The sequence below is a fragment of the Blastococcus sp. SYSU DS0510 genome (assembly GCF_054050835.1).
This window is the reverse complement of record NZ_JBJHAC010000023.1, coordinates 59,951-85,997: the sequence shown is the minus strand read 5'-3', so window position 1 is coordinate 85,997 and position 26,047 is coordinate 59,951. Positions and strand designations below refer to the sequence as shown.

Below are 26,047 nucleotides of genomic sequence, written 5' to 3'. Positions count from 1 at the left end.
TGAGTTTGGTTCTCGTGGTCGGGGGGGGGGCGGGCGCCGCCGCCAACACCCCCGGCCCGCCGCCGCCCCCCCCCCCCCCCCCCCCCCCCCCCCCCCACCACCGTCCCCCCGACCCCGAGCCAGCCGAGGAGCCATGAAACTGCACGATGCCCGGAAGGACCTCATCGCGGGCGGGGTCTTCACCGGTTTCGGGCTGGCCTTCGCCATCACCTCGGCCACGTACGACATCGGCAGCCCGCTGCGCATGGGACCGGGCTTCTTCCCGCTGGTCCTCGGCGGGGTGCTCGTCGTCCTGGGCATCGCGATCGCCGTCACCGGCTACCTCTCCGGCGAGGGCGGCGACCCGGGCCCCGTCCCCTGGCGGGCGCTGGTGCTGCTGGTCGCCGCCCTGCTCTTCTTCGGCTACTTCGTGCGCGCGCTGGGCCTGGTGCCGACGCTGCTGGTGACGGTCATGATGGCCGTGCTGGCCGGCCGGAGCGTCCGGGTCATCCCGGCCCTGGTGATCGCGGTGAGCATCACCGCGGTCTGCGTGCTGATCTTCGTGGTGGCGCTGCAGCTGCGGCTGCCGCTCCTCGGCCCGTGGCTGGGGGGCTGAGGCCTCCATGGGCGTGCTCGAGAGCCTCGCGCTCGGCTTCGAGACGGCGTTCACGCCGGTCAACCTGCTCTTCTGCCTCCTCGGCGTCGCCCTCGGCACCGCGGTCGGCGTCCTGCCCGGCATCGGGCCGACCGCCACGATGGCGCTGCTGCTGCCGATCACCTTCGGCTTCGAGCCGGTCACCGCGCTGATCATGCTGGCGGGCATCTACTACGGCGCCCAGTACGGCGGGTCCACCACCGCCATTCTGATCAACCTGCCCGGCGAGTCGTCGGCCGCCGTGACGGCGATCGACGGCTACTCCATGGCCAAGCAGGGCCGGGCCGGCAAGGCGCTGGCCACGGCGGCCCTCGGCTCGTTCTTCGCCGGCAGCGTGGCCACGCTCATCGTGGCACTCCTCGCCGCGCCGATCGCCGACATCGCGCTCGAGTTCGGCCCGGCCGAGTTCTTCTCGCTCATCGTGCTCGGCCTCATCGCCTCCATCACGCTGGCCAGCGGCTCGACGCTCAAGGCGCTGGCGATGATCGTCCTCGGGCTCCTGCTCGGCACCGTCGGGCAGGACATCGCCACCGGCGTCCCGCGCTTCACGTTCGGCCAGCGGGAGCTGTTCGGCGGCTTCGAGTTCGTCTCCCTCGCGGTCGGGCTGTTCGGCATCGCCGAGATCCTGCGCAACCTCGAGGGGGACATGACGCGCAGCGTCATGGTCAAGAAGGTCGAGAACCTCTGGCTCTCCAAGGAGGACTTCCGCCGCATCCGGATGCCGGTGCTGCGCGGGACGGCCCTGGGCTCGGCGCTCGGCGTCCTCCCCGGGGCCGGGCACGTCCTCGCCTCGTTCGTCTCCTACTCGGTGGAGAAGCGCTCCTCGAAGCGGCCCGAGGAGTTCGGCAAGGGAGCGATCGAGGGCGTCGCCGGGCCGGAGTCGGCGAACAACGCCGCCGCCCAGACGTCGTTCATCCCCCTGCTGACCTTCGGGCTGCCGGCCAACTCGATCATGGCGCTGCTGATCGGCGCGCTGATCATCCAGGGGATCGTCCCGGGCCCGAACGTCATCGTCGACGAGCCCGCGCTCTTCTGGGGGCTGATCGTCTCGTTCTGGATCGGCAACCTGTTCCTGGTGCTGCTGAACCTGCCGCTGATCGGGCTGTGGGTGAAGATGCTCACGATCCCGTACCGGTGGCTGTTCCCGGCGATCGTCGCCTTCGCCTGCATCGGCACCTACGCGATCAGCCTCAACGCCTACGACGTCTACGCCATCGCCTTCTTCGCGCTCCTCGGCTACGGGCTGATCAAGCTGGGGTGCGAGCCGGCGCCGCTGCTGCTGGGCTTCGTGCTGGGGCCGCTGCTGGAGCGGTTCCTGCGCCGCGCGCTCACCATCTCCCAGGGCGACGCGACCGTCTTCCTCACCCGCCCGATCTCGCTGGCCCTCCTCGTCCTGGCGGCGCTGGCCCTGCTCGTCGCGGTGCTCCCGTCGGTCCGCCGCAAGCGCGAGGCCGTGTTCGAGGAGGAGGAGGTCTGACGCACCGCGTCGACCGGCGCGGCCCTCAGGTGGTCAGCGCCAGCCAGATCGGCAGGGTGAGGAGCGCGGCCGTCGTCGCCGCCGACACCTGGGCGGCGACGAACGCGCCGTTGCCGTCCATGCGTGCGGCCAGGACGTACGACGCGGTGGCCGGGGGGACGGCGGCGAGCGCGAGGACGACGAAGCGCTGGTCCCCGTCCACGCCGAGCAGGGCGCACAGACCCAGCGCCACCGCAGGGACGGCGAGGAGCTTCACCGCCCCGAGGTAGCCGGCCATGAGCCGCTGCCCGCGCGGCAGGCCGCCCAGGCGCAGGGCCGCCCCCACCGCGAGCAGCCCGAGCGGCACGGCGGCGGCGGCCAGCCGGGCGAGGGTCGCGTCCACCGGCGAGGGGAGCGCGAGCCCCAGGAGGTTGCCGCCCAGCCCGGCGACCGTGGCCAGGATCAGCGGGTTGCGGCCGACGGCCGCGAGGACGCGCACCACCCCGCCGGTCGTGCCCCCGGGGGCGCTGCGGGCCAGGGCCGTGACCGCGAGGACGTTGACCAGCGGCACGGTGACGCCCAGGAGCACGCCCATGAGGGCGAGCGCGGCGACCCCCAGGTCCTCCACCAGCGCGAGGGCGATGAAGGTGTTGAACCGGAAGGCCGTCTGCCACCCCGAGGCCGCCGTCATGCGGTCGACGCCCGGGAGCCACCGGACCACCGCCCCGAGCAGGGCACCCACCCCCAGGGCGCCCACCGCGGCGAGCAGCGCACCGCCGGAGCCGGCCGCGGCCAGGTCCGCCGACAGCGTGGTGCGGAAGAGCAGCACCGGGAAGAGCACGAAGTAGACCAGGCGCTCCAGGTCGACCCAGAAGCCCGGTGACCGCCAGGCGTACCGGCGGAGGAGCACGCCGATGAGGAGGAGGGCGAACTCCGGGAGGACGAGCGCGGCCGCGTTCACCGGGCGGTCACCCGTACGCGTCGATCGCGAGGTAGACGGCCAGCCCTACACCGGCGAGGGCGATGACCCGCCGCAGCGCCGTCTGGGGAGCCACCCGGACGATGCGCGGGCCGAGGAGCGCGCCGAGGAACAGCCCGAGGGCCAGCGGCAGGGCGGCCGACCAGACGACCGTGGCGAAGACCGCGAAGCCGATCGCGGCGACGGTGTTGGCCACGCCGAGCACGACGTTGCGCATGGCGTTGCTGCGGGGGAGGCCCTCCCCGGTGGTGAGCAGGAAGGTGGCCAACATCAGCACGCCGGCGGCGGCACCGAAGTAGCCGCCGTAGACGGAGATGACGAGGACGGCGACCGGCAGCCACCACTGGTCGGGGCGGCCGGCGCGCGCCGCGGCGCCCTCGGCCGCGAGCTCCCGGGGGGAGCGCTGGACCAGGATGGCGATCGACGCCGCGCCGATCAGCCACGGCACGATCTTCTCGAAGCCGCCCGCCGGGGTGAGCAGCAGGAGCAGCGCGCCGACGGCTCCGCCGACCAGTCCGGCGACCATCAGCGGGACCAGCCGCCGCCCCTGGCCCGCCAGCTCCGGGCGGGAGGCGCTCACCGTGCCCACGCCCACCACGACCAGGGCGGCGGTGTTGGTGACGTTGGCCGTCACCGGGGGCAGGCCCACGGCCAGCAGGGCCGGGTAGCTGATCAGCGAGGCCAGCCCCGCGATGCTGCCGGTGAGCCCCGCCCCGACGCCGGCGAGCACCAGGAACACGAACTCCCAGGCGCTCACCCTCGCTGCTCCGCAGGGGAACCCGAGCCCTCGGCGCTCATCCGGTCACCACCACCACGATCGCCACCAGCCCCAGCACGACGATCGCCGTCCGCAGCACGGCGGAGGGCAGCCGCCGGCCGTAGCGGGAGCTGACCGCGGCGCCGAGCAGCGACCCCACGGAGAGCAGCGCGGCGGCCGACCAGACGATGCGGTCGGGCGCGACGACGACGTAGGCGCCGGCGGCGACGGCGTTGACCGCCAGCGTGAGCACGTTCTTGAGGGCGTTGAGGCGCTGCAGCGGCTCGCGCAGCAGCAGCCCGAAGATGCCGATCTGCAGCACGCCCTGGCTGGCGGCGAAGTAGCCGCCGTAGGTGCCGGTGAAGTAGGCGCCGGCGAAGCAGGCGGCGAGCCGCCCGCCCCTGACCGGCGGCGCCGTGCCGTCCTCCGGCCTGGCGGGGAGCCGGCGCTGGACCCGCGGCCCGAGCACCACCAGGACCACGGCGAGCCCGATGAGGGCCGGCACGATCGCCTCGAACGCCGCGGCCGGCAGGGTGAGCAGCAGGAAGGCCCCGGTCAGCGCACCCAGGACGGAGGCGGGCAGGAGGCTCAGCAGCAGCCGTCGCTGGCCGCGGAGCTCGCGGCGGTAGCCGATGGATCCGCTGAGGTTGCCGGCGACCAGGCCGAGGGAGTTGGTGATGGTGGCCGGCACCGGGGGGAGCCCCACCGCCAGGAGCACCGGGAAGCTGACGAGGGTCCCGGAGCCGACGACGGCGTTGATGCCACCGGCCGCGAAGCCGGCCGCGGCCACCGCGAGCATCTCCCACCCGCTCATCTGGTCATCGCCGGGAAGGGTCGCACGACACCGCCCGGGGCCGCCGCTGCGGGACTGTGTCGGACGGCTCACACCCGGTGGCCTGCCCCGTTGCGGTCGCCGTCGGGGCCGAACCTCGGTAGGCAGGACCCATGACCGTCCTCGGGTTCCACAACTCGCACGAGCAGGTCCACCCCGCGGCGCTGCTGGACGACGTCCGGCACGCCGAGGAGGTCGGCTTCACCGCCGCCATGTGCTCCGACCACCTCACCCCCTGGAACCCGCGGCAGGGGGAGTCGGCGTTCGCGTGGTCGTGGCTCGGGGCCGCGATGGCGACGACGTCGCTGCCGTTCGGGGCGGTGAACGCGCCCGGTCAGCGCTACCACCCGGTGATCGTCGCCCAGGCGATCGCCACCCTGGGCGCGATGTTCCCCGGCCGGTTCTGGGTGGCGCTGGGCAGCGGCGAGGCGATGAACGAGCACGTCACCGGCGACGCGTGGCCGCGCAAGGACGTCCGGGACGCGCGGCTGCGGGAGTGCGTCGAGGTCATCCGCGCCCTGCTCGCGGGGGAGGAGGTGAGCCACGACGGGCTGGTCACCGTGGACCGCGCGAAGCTCTACACGCTGGCCGATCCCCAGCCGGCCCTGATCTGCCCCGCGGTCAGCGTGGCCACCGCCCGCAACGGCGCCGACTGGGCCGACGGGCTGGTCACCATCAACCAGCCGCACGAGAAGCTGCGCGAGATGGTCGCCGCCTACCGGGACGCCGGCGGGCAGGGGACCCTCGCCCTCCAGGTGCACGTGTCCTGGGACCCCGACCCCGACCGCGCGGTGGCGGTCGCCCACGACCAGTGGCGCAGCAACGTCTTCCCGCCGCCGCTGTGCTGGGACCTCGACAGCCCGGAGGCCTTCGAGCAGGCCAGCGCGCACGTGACGCCGCAGGACATGCACGGCCCGGTCCGGATCTCGGCCGATCTCGGGCAGCACGCGGCCTGGATCGCCGAGTACCTGGAGCTCGGCTTCGACCAGGTGTACCTGCACCACGTCGGCCAGGAGCAGCGCCCGTTCCTCGACGCCTTCGGCGAGCGGGTGCTCCCGCAGTTCGACCTCGAGCGACCCCGGCCGGTGGCCGCCATCGACCCGCCCGGCCCGGCCGAGAACCGCCGTCCGCACGTCGCCCCGGTGCCCACGCCGTGAGGATCACCGACACGTCCGACCTCTGGTGGAAGAACGCCGTCGTCTACTGCCTGGACGTCGAGACCTTCATGGACTGGAACGGCGACGGCGTCGGCGACCTGCAGGGCCTGGCGCAGCGGCTGGACCACCTCGCCGACCTCGGCGTCACCTGCCTGTGGCTGATGCCCTTCTACCCGACGGCCGGGCGGGACGACGGCTACGACATCACCGACTACTACGGCGTGGACCCGCGGCTCGGCGACTTCGGCGACCTCGTCGAAGTGGTCCGGACGGCGAACGACCGCGGGATGAGGGTGATCGCCGACCTCGTGGTCAACCACACCTCCGACCAGCACCCGTGGTTCCGGTCGGCGAAGGAGAGCAAGGACTCCCCGTACCGCGACTTCTACGTCTGGCGCGCGGACGAGCCACCGGACACCAGCGACCAGGTGGTCTTCCCCGACGCCGAGGGCGGCATCTGGACGCACAGCCCGGAGACCGGCGAGTGGTACATGCACCGCTTCTACTCCGAGCAGCCCGACCTCAACGTGGCCAATCCGAAGGTCCGGGACGAGATCGCCAAGATCATGGGCTTCTGGCTGCAGCTGGGGCTCTCCGGGTTCCGGGTCGACGCCGTGCCCTTCCTGCTGGAGACCGCCGGGATGGACGAGGAGACGGCGGCGCGGTTCCCCGACCCGCACGAGTACCTCCGCGCCCTGCGCGCCTTCCTCGGCCGGCGGACCGGTTCCGGCGTGCTGCTGGGCGAGGTCAACCTGCCTTTCGAGCAGCAGGTGGACTTCTTCGGCGGCGGGGACGGTGACGAGCTGACCATGCAGTTCGACTTCAACACCATGCAACGCACCTACCTGTCGCTGGCCCGCGGCGACGCGGGGCCGCTCGCCGCCTCGCTGGCTGCCCGCCCGGAGATCTCCTCCGACAGCCAGTGGGGGACGTTCGTCCGCAACCACGACGAGCTGACCCTGGACAAGCTCTCCGACGACGAGCGCGCGGAGGTCTTCGCCGCCTTCGGCCCCGAGCCGGAGATGCAGGTCTACGACCGGGGCCTGATCCGGCGGCTGCCCCCGATGCTGTCGGGCGACCCGCGCCGGGTGCGGATGGTCTACAGCCTGCTGTTCGCCCTGCCGGGCACGCCGGTGCTCTTCTACGGCGAGGAGATCGGCATGGGGGAGGACCTCTCGGCCGGCAGCCGGCTGTCGGTGCGCACCCCGATGCAGTGGACCGGCGGCGCCAACGGCGGGTTCTCCCGCGCCCCGGCCGACCAGCTGACCCGGCCGGTCGTCGACGGTGGCTTCGGGCCCGAGTTCGTCAACGTCGCCGACCAGCGCCGCGACCCGGAGTCGCTGCTGTCGTTCATGAAGCTGCTGATCCGGCGCTACCGCGAATCGCCGGAGCTCGGCTGGGGGGAGTTCGCCGTCCTGGAGCAGCCGCACGCCGAGGTGCTGGCCCTCATGTGCACCTGGGACGACGCGGCGCTGGTCACCCTGCACAACCTCGGCCCGGAGCCGCGGACGGTGCCGCTCACCGTGCCCGGGTGCGGCAGCGGGCACCGCCTGCAGGACCTGCTCATGTCCTGCACCACCGACCTGGGGGACGACGGGGCCGCGGAACTGGCGCTCGAGGGCTTCGGCTACCGCTGGCTGCGCGTGGTCGGGGAGGACAGCCGGCGGCTGCTCTGAGCGCGGCGGTGGCTGGCTGCGGCCGGCCGGTTACCCGCTGACCTGCGATCCGGCATCCCGGGGGCGTGAGTGATGACCCACGTGGCCGGCGCGGGGTGTCCTGCACCGCGCGGGGGGCGGCTGTGCCTAGCGTGGCCGGTGAGGTGAGTGCGATGAGCGAACGAGACCAGACCATGTCCCTGCCCGCGACCGGGCCCGACGGCTCCGGGGCCCCGACCGGCGGCGGCACGTCGGCCGGGGCGACGCCGACCGGCGCGACGTCCGTCGGCGCGCCGGTGCCGCCCCCGCCGGAGCCGACCCCGGTCCCCGCCGGGGAGGCGCCACCCACCGGGCACGCCACTGCGCCGGTGGGCGTCCGCCCGGCCCCCCGGAAGCCGCGGCGCGGCCCCATGACCGTGATGGGCCCCTGGGCGCCGGTGGCCGGCGGCCTCATCGGGCTGCTCCTCGGCCTGGTCGCCGTCCTGCTGCTCGCCGGCTCGGCGGAGACCTTCGACGACCGGCTCGCGCTGACCTTCGCGGTCCTGGGGCTCGGGCTGCTCGGGGCCGCCGGCGTGCTGCTGGCCGACGAGGTGCGCATCGTGCGCCAGCGCTCGCGGGAGGCCGGTGTGCGCCCGCAGTGGGTGGAGGCGACGGCGGGGCTGGTGAACGGGCTGACCCCGGCCCGCCTGCTGCTGCTGGTCAGCGCCTTCGTGCTCTTCCTGTCGGCCTACGTCGCCCGGTGAGCGGCCGGGCGCCGATCGTGGTCACCGCGCTGCCGTGACCACGATCGGCGCCCCGGTAGGCGCGGCCCTCAGGGCTTGACGGCGAGGACCGGGCGGTCGGCGTCGAGGAGGATCCGCTGGGCGCTGCTGCCCATGAGGAGCTTGCCGACGGGGGAGCGCTTGCGGAGGCCGATGACGATGACCGAGGCGTCGACCTCCCGGGCCACCCGCAATACCTCGTCGGCCACCTCGCCCTCGCGGGTCACCTGCCGGACCTCGACCGCGACGCCGGCCTTCTCGGCCTGGGTGGTGATGTCGCGGACGGTGTCCTCGTCGGCGACCTCCACGCTGACCGGGGCGCCCCCGCGCGAGGAGTTGAGCACGAGGAGCCCCTCGCCGCGGCGCGCCGCCTCGGCGATCCCGGCGTCGAGAGCCGCGCGGGCCTCCGGGGTGGGGACGAATCCGACGAGGACGGTCATACGGGCTCCTTGGCGCGATGGTCGGAGGTCTCCGCCCGCCGGCGCCGGAGCAGCCGGGAGAGCAGGGGACCGATGACGACGAGGGCGAATACCGCCAGCAGTGTCCCCGAGATCGGCCGGGTGAGGAAACCGGTGGGGTCGCCCTCGAAGATCAGCAGCGACCGGCGCAGGTTGCTCTCCAGCAGCGACCCGAGCACGAAGGCCAGCACGAGCGGCCCCGGGTCGAAGCCCAGCTTCTTCATCAGGTAGCCCAGGGCGCCGAAGACGATGACCAGGCCGATGTCGAAGACGCTGTTGCGCACCGTGTAGACGCCGATCAGCGTGATCATCACCGTGATGGGGGCCAGCACCGTCGCGCGGACCCGCAGGATGCGGACGAACAGGCCCACCAGCGGGATGCTCATGATCAGCAGCAGGATGTTGCCGATGTACATCGAGTTGACGACGCCCCAGAACAGCTCGGGGTCGTCCTGGACCAGCCGCGGGCCGGGGGTCACGCCCTGGATCAGCAGCGCGCCGAAGATGACCGCCATCGTCGCGTTGGCCGGGATGCCCAGGGTGAGCAGCGGGATGAAGGACGACGTCGCCGCGGCGTTGTTCGCCGACTCCGGGGCGGCGACACCCTCGACCGCGCCCTTGCCGAAGCGCTCGGGGGTCTTGGAGCGTCGCTTCTCCAGCGAGTAGGCGGCCAGGGACGAGAGCGTCGCCCCGCCGCCGGGGAGGATGCCCAGGAAGAAGCCGAGCACCGAGCCGCGGCCGATCGCGCCGGAGGACTGGCGCAGGTCCTTGCGGGAGGGCCACACGTTCGCCACGGTGGCGGGCGCGCGCACCGCGTGGTGCCGCTCCTCCAGGGAGTACAGGATCTCGCCGAGCCCGAACAGGCCCATCGCGATCGGCACGAAGTCCAGCCCGTCGGCGAGGTTCAGGTTGTCGAAGGTGAAGCGCTCCGCGCCGGTGAAGCTGTCCCGGCCGACGGTCGCCAGCAGCAGCCCGGCGGCGGCTGCGATGAGCGCCTTGATCCGGTCGCCGCTGCTGATGGTAGAGACCAGCAGGATGCCGAGCAGCGCCAGGGCGGTGTACTCGGGCGGGCCGAAGTCCAGGGCGAAGCCGGCCACGAGCGGCGCGACGAAGGACAGCGCCACGATCGAGATGGTGCCGCCGACGAACGAGCCGATGGCGGCGATACCCAGCGCGGTCCCGGCCTTGCCCTGCTTGGCCAGGGCGTAGCCGTCGAAGACGGTCACCACGGTCGACGCCTCGCCGGGCAGGCGCAGGAGCACCGAGGTGATCGTCCCGCCGTACTGGGCGCCGTAGAAGATGCCGGCCAGCATGATGATCGCCGTCACCGTGTCGATGCCGATGGTGAGCGGCAGGAGGATCGCGATCGTCGCCGCGGGCCCGAGCCCGGGGAGGACACCGACCAGCATGCCGATGACGACGCCGATCAGGCAGTACAGCAGGTTCGTGGGCTCGAGGACGACCGTGAAGCCGTCCAGCACCGGGGCCAGATCCACCGGGAACTCCCTAGAACAGGTGCGGGATCGGGACCGAGAGGGCCACGACGAAGATCAGGTAGAAGGCGACGACCACGGCCAGGCTCAGCACGACCGACAGCCGCCAGCTCTCGCGACCGAGGAAGCGCAGCCAGACGAACACCAGCGCGGTGGCCGGGATCTCGAAGCCGATGACGCCGATCGCCGCGACGAAGCCGACCATCGTGGCGATGCCGGCCACGACGAGCCAGCTGGCGCGGGTGAACTTCTCCGCGTCGGCCGTCCGGCGGGCCAGCGGCAGCAGCGCCAGGCCCAGGCCGGTCAGCACGACACCGATGAGGAAGGGCCAGGTGCCCCCGGCGGGGGCCGATGCGCTGCCGACGCCCTGGCCGAACGACCCGACCACCGTGGCGATGCCCAGGCAGACCACGACGATCGCGATGACCACGTTCGCCACCGGACCCGCCGGCTCCGGGCGCTCCTCGGCGGTGAGCTCCGCGGCGAGGTCGTCGGCGTCGGCGATCGTCGGGTCGTCGTGCAGCCGTTCGACGAGGTCCGCCGGGCCGGTCCCGGCGGCCGGGTGGCCGCCGGGACCGGTGGGGCGCTGCGCCCCGCCGGGGGCAGAGGTCACTGCTCCCCGCCGAGGTCGATGTCGTACTCCTCGACCACGCTGCGGTACTGCTCCAGGTTGTCCGTCCACCGCTGCTGCAGCTCCTCGCCGTCGATCTCGTTCGGCGTCAGCAGGTTGTTCTCGTTGAACTCCTGGTAGGAGTCGGTCTCGAACGCCGCCCGCGCTGCCTCGCGCAGCTGCTCGATGATCTCGTCCGGGGTGCCCTCCGGCGCCACCAGGGCGCGGGACTGCTGCACCGGGACGTCGTAGCCGGCCTCGATCGCGGTCGGGGTGTCCGGCAGGAAGGACGGGCGCTCCTCGGCGAAGGTCACGATCGGGGTCAGCTCGCCACCCTCGATCCGCTCGATCGCCTCGCCGAGCTGGATGGAGCCGACGTCGACCTGCCCGCCCAGGACGGCGGTGAGCGTCGGCGAACCGCCGTCGAACGGGACGGCGGTGGCCTCGATGCCGGCCTGGTTGAACAGCAGCTCCTGCGACAGCTGGCTGCCGGTGCCGACCCCGGTGGTGCCGAAGGTGACCGGCCGGCCGGCGGCGGCGAGGTCCTCGACGGTGCTGAAACCCGAGCCCGCCGCGGTGACGAGCACGTAGTCGTCGAGCGAGATGCCCGTGACGACCTCGTAGTCGTTGACGTCGACGGCCTCGTCCTCGGGGACGGCCAGCGGGGTGATGTACCCCAGGCTGCCGTTGAAGATCATCAGCGTCTGACCGTCGGGTGCCTCCCCGGCCAGCTGCTGGGCGGCGAGCGCGCCGTTGGCGCCGGGGCGGTTCTCCACGGTGACCGCGACGCCGAGCTCGTCGGACATGCCCTCGGCGACGGCGCGCCCGATCAGGTCGGTGCTGCCCCCCGGGTCCTGGCCCACCAGGATCGTGATCGGACCGTCGGGGAAGGACTCCGCGTCGGCGGTCTCGCCGCCGCCGAGGTTGCCGCCGCAGGCGGTCAGGGCGAGGGCTGCAGCCACGCCGAGACCCGCCGCGGTCCGGCGGCGAACCCGGTTCATCTGGGTCATCTGTGTCTCCTCGTCGAGAGCCCGGTCGGAGGGTTCCGACGCTGTGAGGGCGGTCACTGGTGCGGCGACTGTATGGGCGGCTTTTCATGCCTGTCCAAAACCGATGCTGCATTGATTGATACCTTGCCGGTATGGCGTTCACCTTGGAGCAGCTCCGCGGTTTCGTCGCCGTCGCCGACGAGCTGCACTTCGGTCGCGCGGCGGCCAGGCTGAAGATGACCCAGCCGCCGCTGAGCCGGCAGATCCAGAAGCTGGAGCGGGCCGTGGGCGCCCAGCTGCTGGAGCGCGACAACCGCCGGGTCACCCTGACGGCCGCGGGCGAGGTCTTCCTGACCGAGGCGCGGCGGCTGCTGGCGCTGGCCGACACGGCGCCCGAGGTCGCCCGCCGCGTCTCGTCGGGCTCCAGCGGCATCGTGCGGATCGGCTTCACGGCCGCCTCCACCTACGGCATCCTCGGCGGGCTTCTCAACGACCTGGCGCGCGAGCTGCCCGACGTCGACGTCGACCTCGCCGAGATGGTGACCCGCGAGCAGGTCGCCGGGCTGCTGGACGAGGAGATCGACCTGGGGCTGGCCCGTCCGCCCTTCGACGCGGAGAGCTTCGGCTCCCGGCTGCTGCACCGCGAGCCGATGCTCGTGGCCGCCCGCACCGGTCACCGGCTGCTGGAGCTGGGGCGCCCGGTGACCGCCGCCGACATCGGCGCGGAGCCGGTGGTCATGCACTCGCCCACGCGGGCCCGGTACTTCTACGACCTCGTGGTCGGCGTCGTGCCGGTGGCCTCGGAGAACGCCGTGCACGTCGTGAGCCAGGTGCTGACGATGCTCTGGCTGGTCGCCGCCGGGCGCGGCATCGCCTTCGTGCCGGCGTCGGCGGCGCGGCTGTCGATCGACGGGGTGGGCTTCGTGCGGCTGGAGACGCCGGTGCCCGAGCCGGTGGAGCTGCACCTGCTCTGGGCGCGGCAGTCGAAGAACCCGGCGCTGCGCCGGGTCCTCGACGTCCTCACGCGGCACACGGTCCGGCGGTGACGGCGACCGTCGATGCACGCGAGGCATCGAGCGATGCGAAACCGCTCTTGGACATGCATCGTCATCGCTTCCTACGGTGACGTCGACCACCGCCGCACAGCGCTCCGAGCGCGAGGGCGGACCCGTCGGACCCGAGGAACCACCCGTGACGCTGCTGCCCCCGGACGCTCTCGCTGACCGGTTGAAGTCCGGCCTGCTCTCCTTCCCGGTGACCCACTTCGATGCCGACCTCCAGTTCGACGAGGCGCGGTACCGCGCACACCTGGCGTGGCAGGCGAGCTTCGACGTGGCCGGCCTGTTCGCGGCCGGGGGCACCGGCGAGGGGTTCTCGCTGACCTCCGAGGAGATGGACCGGGTGGTGCGCGTCGCGGTCGACGAGGTCGCCGGTGCGGTCCCGGTCATCGCCCCGGCCACCGGCGGGACGGCGGTGTCGGTGGCCCAGGCCCGCGCGGCGGAGGCCGCCGGCGCCTCCGGCCTGCTGCTCTTCCCGCCGTACCTGACCGAGGCCAGCCAGCGCGGGCTCGTCGAGCACATCAGCGCCGTCTGCCGGGCCACCGAGCTCGGGGTCGTCGTCTACAGCCGGGCCAACGCCGTGCTCAGCGACGTCACCGTCGCCGAGGTGGCCGAGCGCAACCCCAACCTGATCGGGCTCAAGGACGGCATCGGCGACATCGAGCAGATGACCCGCACCTACGCCCGTGTGGGCGACCGGCTGATCTACGTCGGCGGGCTGCCCACGGCCGAGACCTTCGCCCTGCCGCTGCTGGAGCTGGGCGTGACCACGTACTCCTCGGCGCTGTACAACTTCGTGCCCGAGTTCGCGCTGAAGTTCTACGCCGCCGTGCGCGCCCAGGACCGCGCCGCCGTCTACGCCATGCTGAACGACTTCGTGCTGCCCTACATCGACATCCGCGACCGCACCAAGGGCTACGCGGTCTCCATCGTGAAGGCCGGGCTGACCGCGGTCGGCCGGGACGGCGGCCGGGTCCGCCCGCCGCTCACCGACCTGACCGAGGCGGAGCTCGCCGAGCTGACGGCGCTCGTCTCCAAGGTCTCCTGAGACCACGGACGAGGCACGAGGAGGACCGATGACCGATCGCACACCGGCGGTGGCCGCCGTCGAGGTGGTCCCCGTCGCGGGGCACGACAGCATGCTGCTCAACCTCAGCGGCGCGCACGGCCCGTTCTTCACCCGCAACATCGCCATCGTCACCGACAGCGAGGGCCGGACCGGCGTCGGCGAGGTGCCCGGCGGTGCGGCGATCCAGCGCACCATCGAGGACGCCGCAGCCCTGCTGGTGGGGCAGCCGGTCGCGACCTACGGGCGCCTCCTCCGGGAGGTCGCGGCCACCTTCGCCGACCGCGACGCCGGTGGCCGGGGCCTGCAGACCTTCGACCTGCGGACGACGATCCACGCCGTCACCGCGCTGGAGTCGGCGCTCCTGGACCTGCTGGGCCAGCACCTCGGGGTGCCGGTCGCCGAGCTGCTGGGGGAGGGGCAGCAGCGCGACTCCGTCCCGATGCTCGGCTACCTCTTCTACGTCGGTGACCGCACCGCGACCGACCTGCCCTACCTTGCCGAGGCCGACCCGGCCGACGACTGGGCGAAGCTGCGGCGTGAGCGGGCGCTCACCCCCGAGGCGGTGGTGGCCCTGGCCGAGGCCGCGCAGGCCCGGTACGGGTTCGGCGACTTCAAGCTCAAGGGTGGCGTGCTCCCGGGGGAGGAGGAGGTCGCCGCGGTCCGCGCGCTGGCCGAGCGGTTCCCCGACGCCCGCATCACCCTCGACCCGAACGGCGGCTGGCTGCTCGCCGACGCCGTCCGGCTGTGCCGCGACCTGCACGGCGTGCTGGCCTACGCCGAGGACCCGTGCGGCGCCGAGGGCGGCTTCTCGGGTCGCGAGGTGATGGCCGAGTTCCGCCGCGCCACGGGGCTGCCCACGGCGACCAACATGATCGCCACGGACTGGCGGCAGATGGCGCACGCCGTGCGGACCAACGCCGTCGACATCCCGCTGGCCGACCCGCACTTCTGGACGATGCGCGGCTCGGTGCGGGTCGCGCAGCTCTGCAGCGACTTCGGGCTGACCTGGGGCTCCCACTCCAACAACCACTTCGACGTCTCGCTGGCGATGTTCACCCACGTCGGCGCCGCCGCGCCGGGGGAGATCACCGCGCTGGACACCCACTGGATCTGGCAGGACGGGCAGGGGCTCACCCGCGAGCCGCTGCAGATCCGCGACGGCGCCATCGAGGTGCCCACCGCCCCGGGTCTCGGCGTCGAGCTGGACCGCGAGGCGCTCGAGGCCGCGCACCAGCTGTACCTCGAGCACGGGCTCGGGGCCCGGGACGACGCCGCCGCCATGCAGTACCTCGTCCCCGGCTGGGCGTTCGACCCCAAGCGCCCCTGCCTCGTCCGCTGACCGCTCGGGAGGAAACCGTGACCAGCACCGTGCCCGTCGTGCGACCCAGCAGCACACCGGCGGTCCTCGACCGCATCGAGTCGGTCGCGCTCTCCTCGGTCACGCTGCCGCTGGCGACCGCGATCAGCGACGCCAAGGTCTTCACCGGCCGGCAGCGCGCGATGACCGAGGTCGTCTTCCTCTTCGCGGAGATCCGCACCGAGGCCGGCCTCGAGGGGATCGGGTTCAGCTACTCCAAGCGCGCGGGCGGACCGGCCCAGTTCGCGCACGCCCGCGAGGTCGCCCCCGACCTGATCGGGGAGGACCCCAGCGACATCGCCCGGCTCTGGACCAAGCTGGTCTGGGCGGGCGCCTCGGTGGGCCGCAGCGGCGCCTCCACGCAGGCGATCGCGGCGATCGACGTCGCGCTGTGGGACCTCAAGGCCAAGCGGGCCGGGTTGCCGCTGGCGAAGCTGCTGGGCGCCCACCGGGACTCGGTGCGCTGCTACAACACCTCCGGGGGCTTCCTGCACGAGTCGGTCGAGCAGGTCAAGGACAACGCCACCCGGACGCTGGAGAGCGGCGTCGGCGGGATCAAGATCAAGGTCGGGCTGCCGGACTCGGCGGAGGACCTGCGCCGGGTCCGCGCCGTCCGCGAGCACCTCGGCGACGGGGTACCGTTCATGGTCGACGCCAACCAGCAGTGGGACCGGCCCACCGCGATGCGCGTGAGCCGGCGCCTCGAGGAGTTCGACCTCGTCTGGATCGAGGAGCCGCTGGACGCCTACGACGCCGAGGGGCACGCCCAGCTGGCCCGCTCGCTGGACACCGCGATCGCCACGGGGGAGATGCTCACCAGCGTCGCCGAGCACCGGGAGCTGATCCGGCAGGGGGCGGTCGACATCCTGCAGCCCGACGCACCGCGGATCGGCGGGATCACCCAGTTCCTCAAGCTGGCCGCCCTCGCCGACGACGCGAACCTGCAGATCGCCCCGCACTTCGCCATGGAGATCCACGCCCACCTCGCCGCGGCCTACCCGCACGAGCCGTGGGTCGAGCACTTCGACTGGCTGCACCCGCTGTTCCACGAGCGCCTGGAGATCCGCGACGGCCGGATGCACATCTCCGACCGCCCCGGGCTGGGCATCACGCTCACCGACCAGGCCCGCGCCTGGACCGTCGAGCGCGTCGTCGTCGACGCGCCCCGCTGACCTGCCCCTCAGGAGGAACCCATGCCCGCTGACGTCGTCAGCACCGACCCCCGCACCGGCGAGGCCGTCGAGGTGGTCGCGCAGGAGACCACCTCGGCCGAGGTGGACCGCCTCTGCGCGGCCGCGCTGGCCGCCGCGCCCGCGCTGGACGACCTCGGCCGGGCCGGCCGCGCCGCCCTGCTGCGCGACCTGGCCGACGCGCTGGAGGCCCGGCGGGAGGACGTCGTCGCCGTCGCCGACCGCGAGACCGCCCTCGGGACGACCCGGCTGAACGGTGAGCTCACCCGGACCTGCTACCAGCTGCGGCTGTTCGCGGAGGTGCTGGAGGAGGGCAGCTACCTGGAGGCCGCCATCGACCACGCCGGCGACAGCCCGATGGGCCCGCGGCCGGACCTGCGGCGGATGCTCGTCCCGATCGGCCCGGTCGCCGTCTTCGGCGCCAGCAACTTCCCGCTCGCCTTCTCCGTGCCCGGCGGCGACACCGCGTCGGCGCTGGCCGCGGGCTGCCCCGTGGTGGTCAAGGCGCACGGCTCCCACCCGGCGACGTCGCAGCTGGTGTTCGACGTGCTGGCCGAGGCCGCGGCCGAGGCCGGTGCCCCCGACGGCACCCTCGGCATCGTGCACGGGCTGCAGGCCGGCGCCGACCTCGTCGCCCACCCCGCGATCCGCGCCGTCGGCTTCACCGGATCGGTCAACGGCGGGCGCGCGCTGCTGGAGATCATCGAGCGGCGTCCCGACCCCGTCCCCTTCTTCGGGGAGCTGTCCAGCCTCAACCCGCTGGTCGTCACCCCGCAGGCAGCCGGTGAGCGCGGCGAGACGATCGGCCGCGAGCTGGTCGGCTCCGTCACCCTGGGCGGTGGTCAGTTCTGCACCAAGCCGGGCCTGGCCTTCGTGCCCTCCGGCCCCGAGGGCGACCGCGTGGTCGGGGCGATGGCCGAGGCGGTGCGGGCCGCGGCCGCGCCCGTGCTGCTCAACGAGGGCATCGCCGCCTCCTACGGCCGCATCTCCGACGGCCTGGCCGCCGCACCGGGCGTCGAGGAGGTCGCCCGCGGGGAGCAGCCGTCGGGTGCGGGGTTCGCGGCGACCCCGCGGCTGCTCACCACGTCGGCGCGCGAGCTGCCGGCCGAGGTCACCGAGGAGTGCTTCGGCCCGGTCAGCGTGGTGGCCCGCTACGACGGCGAGGACGAGCTCTTCGCCGCGTTCGACGCCCTGCCGTCCTCGCTCACGGCCACGGTGCTGCGCGGCGAGGGCGAGACCGACCTGCCGCTGGCGGTGTCCCAGCAGCTGCGCACCCGGGCCGGCCGCATCGTCTACGACGCCTACCCGACCGGGGTGGCCGTCTCCTGGGCCCAGCACCACGGTGGGCCGTGGCCCTCGACGAACTCGCAGCACACCTCGGTGGGGACCTCGGCGATCCGCCGCTTCCTGCGCCCGGTGACGTGGCAGGGGGCCCCGGCGGAGGTCCTGCCCGAGGAGCTGACCGACGGCTACGACCGCATCCCGCGACGGGTCGACGGGACGCTGCAGCTGCCCCGTGGCTGAACGGGTCGCGCTGGTCTCCTCCGAGCGGGGGCTGCGGGTGGACCCGGACCTGCCGCTCGCCGCCGCGGCGTTGGCGGACGCCGGGTACCAGGTGGACCTCCTCCGCTGGGACGACGCCGACGCGGACTGGGGCGGCGCCGACCTCGCCGTCGTCCGGTCGTGCTGGGACTACGCCTGGCGTCGGGAGGAGTTCCTGCGCTGGGCGGCCACGGTGCCCCGGCTCCGCAACGACGCCGCCCTGCTGCGCTGGAACACCGACAAGGTGTACCTGCGCGACCTGGAGGCGGCCGGGGTGCCCGTCGTGCCGACGGTGTGGGACCCGGCCGGTCCCGGTGACCTGCCCGAGGCGCGCGAGTGGGTGGTCAAGCCGTCGGTCTCCGCGGGGTCCCGCGACACCGCCCGGTGGGGCGACCGGTCGGCGGCGCTGGCGCACGCCGCCGAGCTGACCGCGGCCGGGCGCACGGCGATGCTCCAGCCCTACCTCCCCAGCGTGGACGAGCGGGGCGAGACGGCGATGCTGTTCCTCGGCGGCCGGTTCTCCCACGCCGTGCGCAAGGGCGCCCTGCTGAAGCCCGGCGAGGGCGTCCGGCAGGACCGGGACAGCCGCGGCGACCTCCGGCCGGTGACGCCCACGGCCGCCCAGCGGTCGGTGGCGCAGTCGGTGTCCGACGCGATCGGCGACCTGGTGCCCGGCGCGGCGACGCCGCTCTACGCCCGGATCGACCTGGTCGCCGACGACGCGGGGAGGCCGGTGCTCCTGGAGCTGGAGCTCACCGAGCCGAGCCTCTTCCTGCCCCAGGCGCCGGAGGCCGCCGCGACCCTCGCGCGCGCGGTGGAGGCGGAACTCAGCCGGTGAGCGGGGTGCTGGGCGGCTTCGCGGCCCTGGCCGCGGTGATCGCCGTGGGCTGGGCGGTGGGGCGGTACGGCGTCCTCGGTGCGGACGCGCCCGGCATCCTCTCCCGGCTGTCGTTCTTCGTCGCCACGCCGGCGTTGCTCTTCCTCACCCTGGGCCGCGCCGACACCGCCACGGTGGCCTCGCTGGCGTTGGTCGCCACCGCGGGCAGCGCCGTCGTGATCGCGTTGCTGTACGCCGGGCTGGCGTGGTGGCGGTGGCGCCTCGCTCCGGCGCACCTCGCCACCGGTGCGCTGTCCTCGTCGTACGTCAACGCCGGGAACCTGGGGATCCCCGTGGCCGTGTACGTCGTGGGCAACGCCTCCTACGTGGCTCCGGTCCTGCTCTTCCAGGTGCTGGTCATGGCGCCCGTGGGGCTCGCCGTGCTGGCCGGCTCACGGGCCGGCAGGGAGCAGGCTCCGACGTGGCGGCAGTTGGTCCTCGCGCCGCTGAGGACCCCGGTCGTCATCGGGTGCGCGCTCGGCCTGCTGCTGGCGGCCAGCGGGCTGGACCTGCCCGGGGTGGTCCTCGAGCCTGTCGAGCTCATCGCGGCCCTGGCGGTGCCGGCCGCGCTGCTGGCCTACGGGATGACCCTGCACGGTGCGCCCCGGCCGGCGGCCGGGGCGCTGGCGGGACAGGTGTGGCTGGCCGTCGTCCTGAAGAACCTGGTGATGCCCGCCGTCGCGTACGCGCTCGGCCGCTGGGTCGCCGGGCTCGACGGCACCGCCCTGCTCGCGGTCACCGTCACCTCCGCGCTGCCCACCGCGCAGAACGTCTTCGTCTACGCCGCCTCCTACGACCGGGGCACGGTGCTGGCGCGGGACGTCATCCTGCTCAGCACCGTGCTGTCGGTCCCCGTCCTCGTCGGCATCGCGGTGCTGCTGGCATGAAAGGAGTTCCCGTGGGGACCGAGGAGTTCGACGCCGTGCTCATCGGCGGCGGCGTCATGAGTGCGACGCTGGCCACGCTGCTCGGCGAGCTGGAGCCGGGGTGGCGGATCGCCGTGGTCGAGCGGCTGGACGACGCCGGGCTGGAGAGCTCGAGCGCCTGGAACAACGCCGGCACGGGCCATGCCGGGCTCTGCGAGTTCAACTACACCCCCCGTCGGGCCGACGGGTCGGTCGACGTCTCCCGCGCCGTGGAGATCGGCGAGCAGTTCGCCGCCTCCCTGGTGCTGTGGGCGCACCTGGTGTCGAGCGGCCGGATCGGTCCGGCGAAGGATTTCGTCCGCCCGGTGCCGCACCTGGGTCTCGGCCGCGGGGCGGACGGCGTCGCGCACCTGCGCGCCCGGTGGCAGGCGCTGCGCGACCACCCGCTGTTCGCCGGGACGGAGTTCAGCGACGACCGCGCCGTGCTCGCCCGCTGGCTGCCGCTGGTGTTCGCCGACCGGCCCGACGACGGGCCCGTCGCCCTCACGCGCTCGTCGCAGGGCACCGACGTCGACTTCGGCGTGCTGACCCGGCAACTCCTCGCCGCGGCACGGTCGCGGGGGGCGTCGGTGCGGCTGGGGACCGAGGTGACCGCGCTGGAGCGGACGGGCGGCACCTGGTCGGTCGGCGTGCGGGAGACGGCCACCCGGGCGGAGAGCCGGCTCCGGGCGCCCTACGTCTTCGTCGGCGCCGGCGGCGGGACGCTGCCGCTGCTGCAGCGGGCGCGGGTCCCGGAGGTGCGCCGCTACGGCGCCTTCCCGATCAGCGGGCTGTTCCTGCGCACCGCGCGCCCGCACCTGGTGGCCGCCCACCGGGCCAAGGTCTACGGGCACGCCGCTCCGGGGGCGCCGACCATCTCCGTTCCGCACCTGGACCACCGCACGGTGGGCGGCGCCGAGCACCTGCTCTTCGGCCCGTTCGCGGCGTTCTCCCCGCGCTTCCTCCGGACCGGGCGGCGGACGGACCTGCTCCGCTCCGTCCGGCCGGGCAACCTGCCGGTGCTCGCCGCGTCGGCCCGGGACAACCGGTCGCTCATGGCCTACCTGGTGCGGCAGCTCGCCCAGACCCCCCGTGCCCGGCTGGACGCCCTGCGGGTGTTCGTCCCCTCCGCCGAGGCCGGGGACTGGGAGCTGGTCCCGGCCGGGCAGCGGGTGCAGGTGCTGAAGATGTCCGGCGGGCGCGGCGCCATGGTCGGTTTCGGCACGGAGGTCGTCACCTCGGCCGGGGGATCGCTCGCCGCCCTGCTCGGGGCGTCCCCGGGGGCCTCGACGGCGGCCGCGACGATGGTCGACGTGCTGGCGGCGAGCTTTCCGGGCCGCATGGCGCAGTGGGCCCCGCGGCTGCAGGAGATCGCCCCGGCCGGCCCGGGCCGCCCGCACCCGGCGGATCTGCACGCACGGGCGTCCGCCGCCCGCCGGGTCCTCGGCCTCGACCCGGCCACCGACGAGCCGGGGGAGGCCCCCGCATGACCGCCTCCGCGCTCCTCGAACGGCTCCGCGCGGCGGTGGGGGACGCCGGGCTGGTCACCGATCCGGGACAGCTGGCCGGGTACCTCAGCGACTGGCGCGGCGCGTACTCGGGCCGCGCGGCGGCCGTGGTCCGGCCGGCGAGCACCGAGGAGGTGGCCGCGGTCGTGCGGGTCTGCGTGGCGGAGGGCGTGGCCGTCGTCCCCCAGGGCGGCAACACCGGGCTGTGCGGGGGAGCCGTGCCCGACGCGTCCGGCCGTCAGGTGGTGGTCTCGCTGGACCGCCTGCGTCGCGTGCGCGCCGTCGACCCGGTCGACCAGACGATCACCGTGGAGGCCGGGGTGGTGCTGCAGGCGGTGCAGGAGGCGGCCGCCGCCGTGGGCTGCCTCTTCCCGCTCTCCCTGGGCTCGGAGGGAAGCTGCACCATCGGCGGCAACCTGTCCACGAACGCCGGGGGCACCGCGGTGCTGCGGTACGGGACGATGCGCGACCTCACGCTCGGGCTGGAGGTGGTCCTGCCCGACGGCCGGGTCTGGAACGGTCTGCGCGGGCTGCGCAAGGACAACACCGGCTACGACCTCAAGCAGGTGTTCATCGGGGCCGAGGGCACGCTCGGCCTGGTGACGGCGGCGGTGCTGAAGCTCTTCCCGGCCGTCCGCAGCCGGGCGACGGCGTGGGTGGCCGTGGGGTCGGTCCAGGCGGCCGTGGACCTGTTCGGCATCGTGCGCGCACTGTGCGGCGACCGGCTCACCGGCTTCGAGATCATGTCCCGTCAGAGCGTTGAGTTCGTGCTGCGGCACGGCCAGGGCGCGCGCGACCTCTTCGGGGCCGTCCACCCCTGGTACGTGCTCGTGGAGCTGGGCGACACGCTGCCCGACGCCGGCCTGGACGGGTTGCTCGAGTCCGCCCTCGGTGGGGCGTTCGAGCGGGACGTCGCGGAGGACGCGGTCGTGGCCTCCGGTTCGGCGCAGGCCGCCGCGCTGTGGGGGCTGCGCGAGGGGATCTCCGAGGCCCAGAACTTCGAGGGTCCGAGCCTCAAGCACGACGTGACGGTCCCGGTGAGCAGCATCCCGGCGTTCGTCGAGCGGACCGACCGGGCGCTGCGCGCCGCGGTGCCGGGGATCCGGATCGTCACCTACGGGCACGTCGGCGACGGCAACCTGCACTACAACCTGAGCAAGCCGGTGGACGCCGACGACGACGCCTTCCGGCGGCGGGCCGACGAGCTCGCCCGCGTCGTCTACGACTCGACGAGCGCCTTCGGCGGCAGCATCAGCGCCGAGCACGGGCTGGGGCAGTCCAAGCGCGACGTTATCGCCGACTACAAGGACGGCCTCGAGCTGGACCTGATGCGGGGCATCAAGCAGCTGCTCGACCCCGGCGGCCTGATGAACCCCGGCAAGGTGCTGCCCGGCTGACCGGACGTGCTGCTCGTCGGGGCCCGGGACCTGACCGAGGCCCAGCGCGCCGTCCTGCACGGCTCCGGGCTCACCTGGCTCCGGGATCCCGGAGCCGTCGCCGAGGCCGTGGCCGCGCTCGCCGCGCGCGTGGACGCCGTCCACGTCGACCTTGACGTGCACGACCCCTCCGTCGCCCCGGCGAACACCTACGCCGCGGGCGACGGGCTCCGCGCCGACCAGGTGCCCGCGGTGCTGGCCGCCACCGCGGCCCGCATCCCCGTCCTCTCCGCCGCGCTGGCCTCCTGGGACCCGGCGTGCGACGTCGAGGGCCGGATGCTGGCCGCCGCGCTGGACGGTGCTGGAGGCGCTGGCGGGCCTGGCATCCCCGCCGGGCTGAGACGGCCCGCTACGTCGCCGGGTCGGTCCTCTCAGCCGGCGTTCAAGCCCAGGTCACGCTCGACGGCTACGGCTACGACTACTGGTGCCTGCGGGCGGTGACCGGGGACGGCCGCCGGTCGCTGTAGCGGCGCAGCAGCGGCCCGGCGTCGTGCTCCACCACCCGCGGGGCGGTGGGGCCGAGGACCGCCACGGTGCCGACGAAGCCGGCGGGCGCGGCGAGCGCCGCGAGTGAAGGTGCCGGCACGTCCTCGTCCGCCGCACCCCAGCGCAGCACGCGCGGAGGTGACGCGGGGGAGGAGACGACGATGTCCTCCAGCGGTGACGAGAGCCCGGCGCCGGTCGCCTTGACCGCGGCCTCCTTGCGGGTCCAGTAGGCCGTGAACACCTCGGCGCGGGTCCCGGCCCGCTGCCGGGCGAGCACCACCCGCTCCTCCGGCGCGAGGACGAACTGGGCCACATCGGCCAGGTCGGCCTCCGCCCACGGGCCGACCTGCTCGATGTCCACCCCCACGGGGGCGTCCCGGCTCACCGCGACGGCCGCCCGGTCCCCGGCGTGGGACACCGACACGTGCAGCCCCACGCCGCCGAGCAGGCGCGGCTTGCCGTGCTGGGCTCCGCACGCGCGGCAGGCGCGGTCGACCCGGAGCGACCCGGGCGACCGGCCGGCGTGCCCGCCCAGCACCAGGCGGGCGACCGCCCACGCCGCCGTCGTGCGCTGCCGGTCCGCGGGACGGTGCAGCCGCGCACGCCGGGCGAGGTCGTCGTCGTCCAGCAGCTCGTCGTGCTCGGGGCGGACCTCGCCGGCGCGGATCCACCACACCTGGCAGCTCCCCGGTGCCAGCGGGGGCAGCGCGCCGACGGCCGGCCGGACGGCGGTCCGTGCCGCCGCTGCGCTCACCCGTGCCTCTTCAGCTCGGTGAAGAAGTCGTCCACGACCCGCAGGTCGCCGCTGTCCCGCACGGCGTCGTGGACGAACCGGCCGACCGCCAGGTCGAGCACGCCGAGGCCGAACGGCGAGAAGACGACGGTCCGGTCGGGGGGCACCGCGATCCGCTCCTCGAGGACGTCGGCCAACGTCCCGAGGAGGAAGTCCCTGCTGCCGGTCAGCTGCTCGGTCAGGTGCGGGGAGGTCTGCGCCTTCAGGCAGTGCTCGACGTCGTCGACGACGTTGGTTGCCTCGAGCAGCACCGCGGGGGCGAGGTCGCGCAGGGACACGTGGAGCACCACCGGTGCGTGCCCGAACCACGCCGGGTCGTGCACGTACGGGGCCCCCGCGACGGTGGCGAACACGAGCAGGTCGCTCTCCCGGACCACCGACTCGAGGTCGTCGTGGACGGTGACGCGGCCGGGCGCGCCGGAGCGCTCCAGGTAGCCGCGGAAACCGTCCGCGCTGCCCCGGTCCAGGTCGTGGACCCCGACCTCCTCGAAGGCCCACCCCGTGGCGGTCAGGTAGGTGTGCACGTAGCGGGCGATCAGCCCGGCGCCGACGAACCCGGCGCGCAGGGGCCGCGGCCGGCCCCGGCTGAGCCGCTCGGCGGCCGCCGCGGCCGACGCCGCGGTGCGCCCCGCGCTGATGATGGAGGACTCCATGCAGGCGTACGGGTAGCCGGTGGCCGGGTCGTTGAGGATCAGCACCGCGGAGGCCCGGGGCAGCCCCGAGGCCACGTTCCCGGGAAAGCTGGAGATCCACTTCAGGCCGTCGACGGGCGCGTCGCCCCCGAGGGACGCGGGCAGGGCGATGATCCGCGACGTCGGCCGGTCCGGGAAACGCAGGAAGTACGACGGCGGGTTCACGGTGGCACCGGCCCCGTGCAGCCGGTAGGTCTCCTCGACCAGCGCGACCACCTCCCGCTCCCTGCCGCGCAGCACGGAGGCGACCTGGGCGCCGGGCACGATCGCGAAGGGCGGCGGCGCGGCCGGCCCCGGTCCCGGCAGCTCGGCCGACGACGGCAGGGGCGACGGCGCGCTGCGGACGTCGGTCATCGCGCACCGCCCTCGGTGGTGCCGGCGGCGTCGACGCGGACCGGGTCGGTCAGCGCGACGACCACCTCCCGCGGGCCGGTGAAGGGTTCACGGCTGTGCCCCGTGCGCACGTTGTCGACCAGCAGCAGGTCACCCGCCTGCCACGGTTCCCGGCGCGTGTGCGCGTCGTAGACCTCGTTGATCGCGGCCACCTCGTCCGGCCCCACCGGGCTGCCGTCCCCGAACCGGGTGGTGAACGGCAGGCCGTCGGGCCCGTACTCGTCGACGAGGAAGTCGCGCACCTCCGGCAGCAGCGTCCACTCGCTGAGGAAGGCCATCTGGTTGAACCAGCAGCGCCGGCCGCCGACCGGGTGGGTCACGACGGCGGGACGGTGCTGCCGCGTGCGCAGCGTGCCGTCGGGGCGCCAGTCGGCCTCGATCCCGGCCGACCGGCAGTAGGCGTCGACCCCGGCCGGGTCGTCGGTGCCGAACGCGTCGGCCCAGGACGCGCCGATCTCCTCGCTGTACGTGCGCTCGAGCACCCAGCCGTACCGCTCGGCGCGCGCCCGCAGGTCCGGCGGCAGATCGGCCAGCACGGCAGCGGCGTCCGCCACGGCGGTGGCGCCGCCGGTCTCCGGCGCGGTCAGGCAGCCGAAGAGCAGCAGGCCGGGCGGAGCGGAGGTGTAGCTCAGTTCGTGGTGCATGCACATCGGCTGGTTCGCCGGCCACGGCGTCGACGGGTACGCGCCCTCGGCGTCCGCCTCGCGCGCGGCGAAGGCCTCGCGCTCGGTCATCGGCCCGGAGCCGAGCCGGCCGGCCAGCAGGGCGACGTCCGCCGCCGTCCGGATCCCCAGCCCCCGGACCAGCAGGACGCCGTGCTCGGCCACCAGCGCCCGGACGGTGTCACGGTTCTCGCTGCCCCACCGCCCCGGCTCGTCGGGCGGGACGCGGAGGACCGGCAGCGCCCCCGGCGCGGGCCGGAGGTCGGGGGACACCGTGGGGATCGCGGACATGGCGGAC

Annotated in this window: 25 protein-coding genes; 15 read left to right on the top strand and 10 right to left on the bottom strand. The window is 74.2% G+C overall.

Annotation, left to right across the window (positions count from 1 at the left end):
• The first annotated feature begins 133 nt into the window (after nucleotides 1-133).
• Together ACI79P_RS17585 and ACI79P_RS17580 are read left to right on the top strand one after the other, a co-directional pair.
• Complete coding sequence (locus ACI79P_RS17585; protein ID WP_456582350.1) at nucleotides 134-595, top strand: tripartite tricarboxylate transporter TctB family protein; 462 nt, start codon at nucleotides 134-136, stop codon at nucleotides 593-595.
• 7 nt (nucleotides 596-602) lie between these two features.
• Nucleotides 603-2,111 carry a tripartite tricarboxylate transporter permease gene (locus tag ACI79P_RS17580; RefSeq protein ID WP_456582349.1) on the top strand — a complete coding sequence of 503 codons (1,509 nt, stop codon included), beginning with the start codon at nucleotides 603-605 and terminating at the stop codon, nucleotides 2,109-2,111.
• Between the two features lie 25 nt (nucleotides 2,112-2,136).
• Here the strand turns inward: ACI79P_RS17580 and ACI79P_RS17575 are convergent, their stop codons facing one another.
• Genes ACI79P_RS17575 through ACI79P_RS17565 form a run of 3 tightly spaced genes read right to left on the bottom strand, consistent with a single transcriptional unit; the run spans nucleotide 2,137 to nucleotide 4,640 of the window.
• A complete protein-coding gene (locus ACI79P_RS17575) occupies nucleotides 2,137-3,051 on the bottom strand; it encodes an AEC family transporter (RefSeq protein WP_456582348.1) in 915 nt (304 codons plus the stop codon).
• 7 nt (nucleotides 3,052-3,058) lie between these two features.
• Nucleotides 3,059-3,826, bottom strand: coding sequence for a sulfite exporter TauE/SafE family protein (locus ACI79P_RS17570; protein WP_456582347.1), 768 nt, complete (start codon nucleotides 3,824-3,826; stop codon nucleotides 3,059-3,061).
• 37 nt (nucleotides 3,827-3,863) lie between these two features.
• Nucleotides 3,864-4,640 (bottom strand): sulfite exporter TauE/SafE family protein, encoded by a 777-nt coding sequence (locus ACI79P_RS17565; protein ID WP_456582346.1) that lies wholly within the window; start codon nucleotides 4,638-4,640, stop codon nucleotides 3,864-3,866.
• A 131-nt stretch (nucleotides 4,641-4,771) separates the two neighbouring features.
• Between ACI79P_RS17565 and ACI79P_RS17560 the strand changes: the two genes are divergently transcribed.
• The 3 genes from ACI79P_RS17560 to ACI79P_RS17550 all read left to right on the top strand — a co-directional run bounded on the left by ACI79P_RS17560 (nucleotide 4,772) and on the right by ACI79P_RS17550 (nucleotide 8,213).
• Nucleotides 4,772-5,815, top strand: coding sequence for a TIGR03885 family FMN-dependent LLM class oxidoreductase (locus ACI79P_RS17560; protein ID WP_456582345.1), 1,044 nt, complete (start codon nucleotides 4,772-4,774; stop codon nucleotides 5,813-5,815).
• On the top strand, nucleotides 5,812-7,491 hold the full coding sequence (locus ACI79P_RS17555; protein ID WP_456582344.1) for an alpha-amylase family protein: 1,680 nt from the start codon (nucleotides 5,812-5,814) through the stop codon (nucleotides 7,489-7,491). Before ACI79P_RS17560 ends, ACI79P_RS17555 begins: the two co-directional genes overlap by 4 nt.
• A 152-nt stretch (nucleotides 7,492-7,643) precedes the next feature.
• Complete coding sequence (locus tag ACI79P_RS17550; RefSeq protein WP_456582343.1) at nucleotides 7,644-8,213, top strand: hypothetical protein; 570 nt, start codon at nucleotides 7,644-7,646, stop codon at nucleotides 8,211-8,213.
• 68 nt (nucleotides 8,214-8,281) lie between these two features.
• On the opposite strand, the gene ACI79P_RS17545 is transcribed toward ACI79P_RS17550, so the two are convergent.
• From ACI79P_RS17545 to ACI79P_RS17530, 4 genes are read right to left on the bottom strand one after another with little or no spacing between them, the layout of a single operon-like run.
• Nucleotides 8,282-8,671, bottom strand: coding sequence for a universal stress protein (locus tag ACI79P_RS17545; RefSeq protein ID WP_456582342.1), 390 nt, complete (start codon nucleotides 8,669-8,671; stop codon nucleotides 8,282-8,284).
• Entirely contained in the window at nucleotides 8,668-10,185 is a 1,518-nt protein-coding gene (locus ACI79P_RS17540; protein ID WP_456582341.1) for a tripartite tricarboxylate transporter permease, read from the bottom strand. Before ACI79P_RS17540 ends, ACI79P_RS17545 begins: the two co-directional genes overlap by 4 nt.
• Before the next feature lie 10 nt (nucleotides 10,186-10,195).
• The gene (locus tag ACI79P_RS17535; protein WP_456582340.1) at nucleotides 10,196-10,795 is read right to left on the bottom strand and encodes a tripartite tricarboxylate transporter TctB family protein; all 600 of its coding nucleotides are present in this window, start codon (nucleotides 10,793-10,795) and stop codon (nucleotides 10,196-10,198) included.
• A complete protein-coding gene (locus tag ACI79P_RS17530; protein WP_456582339.1) occupies nucleotides 10,792-11,802 on the bottom strand; it encodes a tripartite tricarboxylate transporter substrate binding protein in 1,011 nt (336 codons plus the stop codon). Before ACI79P_RS17530 ends, ACI79P_RS17535 begins: the two co-directional genes overlap by 4 nt.
• A 131-nt stretch (nucleotides 11,803-11,933) precedes the next feature.
• Between ACI79P_RS17530 and ACI79P_RS17525 the strand changes: the two genes are divergently transcribed.
• The 10 genes from ACI79P_RS17525 to ACI79P_RS17480 all read left to right on the top strand — a co-directional run bounded on the left by ACI79P_RS17525 (nucleotide 11,934) and on the right by ACI79P_RS17480 (nucleotide 23,164).
• A complete protein-coding gene (locus tag ACI79P_RS17525) occupies nucleotides 11,934-12,827 on the top strand; it encodes a LysR substrate-binding domain-containing protein (protein ID WP_456582338.1) in 894 nt (297 codons plus the stop codon).
• Between the two features lie 145 nt (nucleotides 12,828-12,972).
• Nucleotides 12,973-13,887, top strand: coding sequence for a 5-dehydro-4-deoxyglucarate dehydratase (gene kdgD, locus ACI79P_RS17520; RefSeq protein WP_456582337.1), 915 nt, complete (start codon nucleotides 12,973-12,975; stop codon nucleotides 13,885-13,887).
• Nucleotides 13,888-13,915: 28 nt separating this feature from the next.
• Entirely contained in the window at nucleotides 13,916-15,247 is a 1,332-nt protein-coding gene (locus tag ACI79P_RS17515) for an enolase C-terminal domain-like protein (protein ID WP_456582336.1), read from the top strand.
• 17 nt (nucleotides 15,248-15,264) lie between these two features.
• Nucleotides 15,265-16,437: an L-talarate/galactarate dehydratase gene (locus ACI79P_RS17510; protein ID WP_456582335.1), complete on the top strand. Its 1,173-nt coding sequence runs from the start codon at nucleotides 15,265-15,267 to the stop codon at nucleotides 16,435-16,437.
• A 21-nt stretch (nucleotides 16,438-16,458) separates the two neighbouring features.
• Complete coding sequence (locus tag ACI79P_RS17505; protein WP_456582334.1) at nucleotides 16,459-17,979, top strand: aldehyde dehydrogenase (NADP(+)); 1,521 nt, start codon at nucleotides 16,459-16,461, stop codon at nucleotides 17,977-17,979.
• Entirely contained in the window at nucleotides 17,972-18,835 is an 864-nt protein-coding gene (locus ACI79P_RS17500) for an ATP-grasp domain-containing protein (protein ID WP_456582333.1), read from the top strand. The genes ACI79P_RS17505 and ACI79P_RS17500 overlap by 8 nt, the downstream gene beginning before the upstream one ends.
• The gene (locus tag ACI79P_RS17495) at nucleotides 18,832-19,761 is read left to right on the top strand and encodes an AEC family transporter (protein WP_456582332.1); all 930 of its coding nucleotides are present in this window, start codon (nucleotides 18,832-18,834) and stop codon (nucleotides 19,759-19,761) included. Before ACI79P_RS17500 ends, ACI79P_RS17495 begins: the two co-directional genes overlap by 4 nt.
• An 11-nt stretch (nucleotides 19,762-19,772) precedes the next feature.
• The gene (mqo, locus tag ACI79P_RS17490) at nucleotides 19,773-21,269 is read left to right on the top strand and encodes a malate dehydrogenase (quinone) (RefSeq protein WP_456582331.1); all 1,497 of its coding nucleotides are present in this window, start codon (nucleotides 19,773-19,775) and stop codon (nucleotides 21,267-21,269) included.
• Nucleotides 21,266-22,684, top strand: a complete 1,419-nt coding sequence (locus ACI79P_RS17485; protein ID WP_456582330.1) for an FAD-binding oxidoreductase — start codon at nucleotides 21,266-21,268, stop codon at nucleotides 22,682-22,684. The genes mqo and ACI79P_RS17485 overlap by 4 nt, the downstream gene beginning before the upstream one ends.
• A gap of 6 nt (nucleotides 22,685-22,690) precedes the next feature.
• A complete protein-coding gene (locus ACI79P_RS17480; protein WP_456582329.1) occupies nucleotides 22,691-23,164 on the top strand; it encodes a hypothetical protein in 474 nt (157 codons plus the stop codon).
• Here the strand turns inward: ACI79P_RS17480 and ACI79P_RS17475 are convergent.
• From ACI79P_RS17475 to ACI79P_RS17465, 3 genes are read right to left on the bottom strand one after another with little or no spacing between them, the layout of a single operon-like run.
• Entirely contained in the window at nucleotides 23,142-23,963 is an 822-nt protein-coding gene (locus ACI79P_RS17475) for a 4'-phosphopantetheinyl transferase family protein (RefSeq protein WP_456582328.1), read from the bottom strand. The two genes, ACI79P_RS17480 and ACI79P_RS17475, sit on opposite strands and share 23 nt — an antisense overlap.
• Nucleotides 23,960-25,048, bottom strand: coding sequence for a 2,3-diaminopropionate biosynthesis protein SbnB (sbnB, locus tag ACI79P_RS17470; RefSeq protein WP_456582327.1), 1,089 nt, complete (start codon nucleotides 25,046-25,048; stop codon nucleotides 23,960-23,962). The genes ACI79P_RS17475 and sbnB overlap by 4 nt, the downstream gene beginning before the upstream one ends.
• A complete protein-coding gene (locus ACI79P_RS17465; RefSeq protein ID WP_456582326.1) occupies nucleotides 25,045-26,040 on the bottom strand; it encodes a TauD/TfdA family dioxygenase in 996 nt (331 codons plus the stop codon). Before ACI79P_RS17465 ends, sbnB begins: the two co-directional genes overlap by 4 nt.
• Nucleotides 26,041-26,047: the final 7 nt, after the last annotated feature.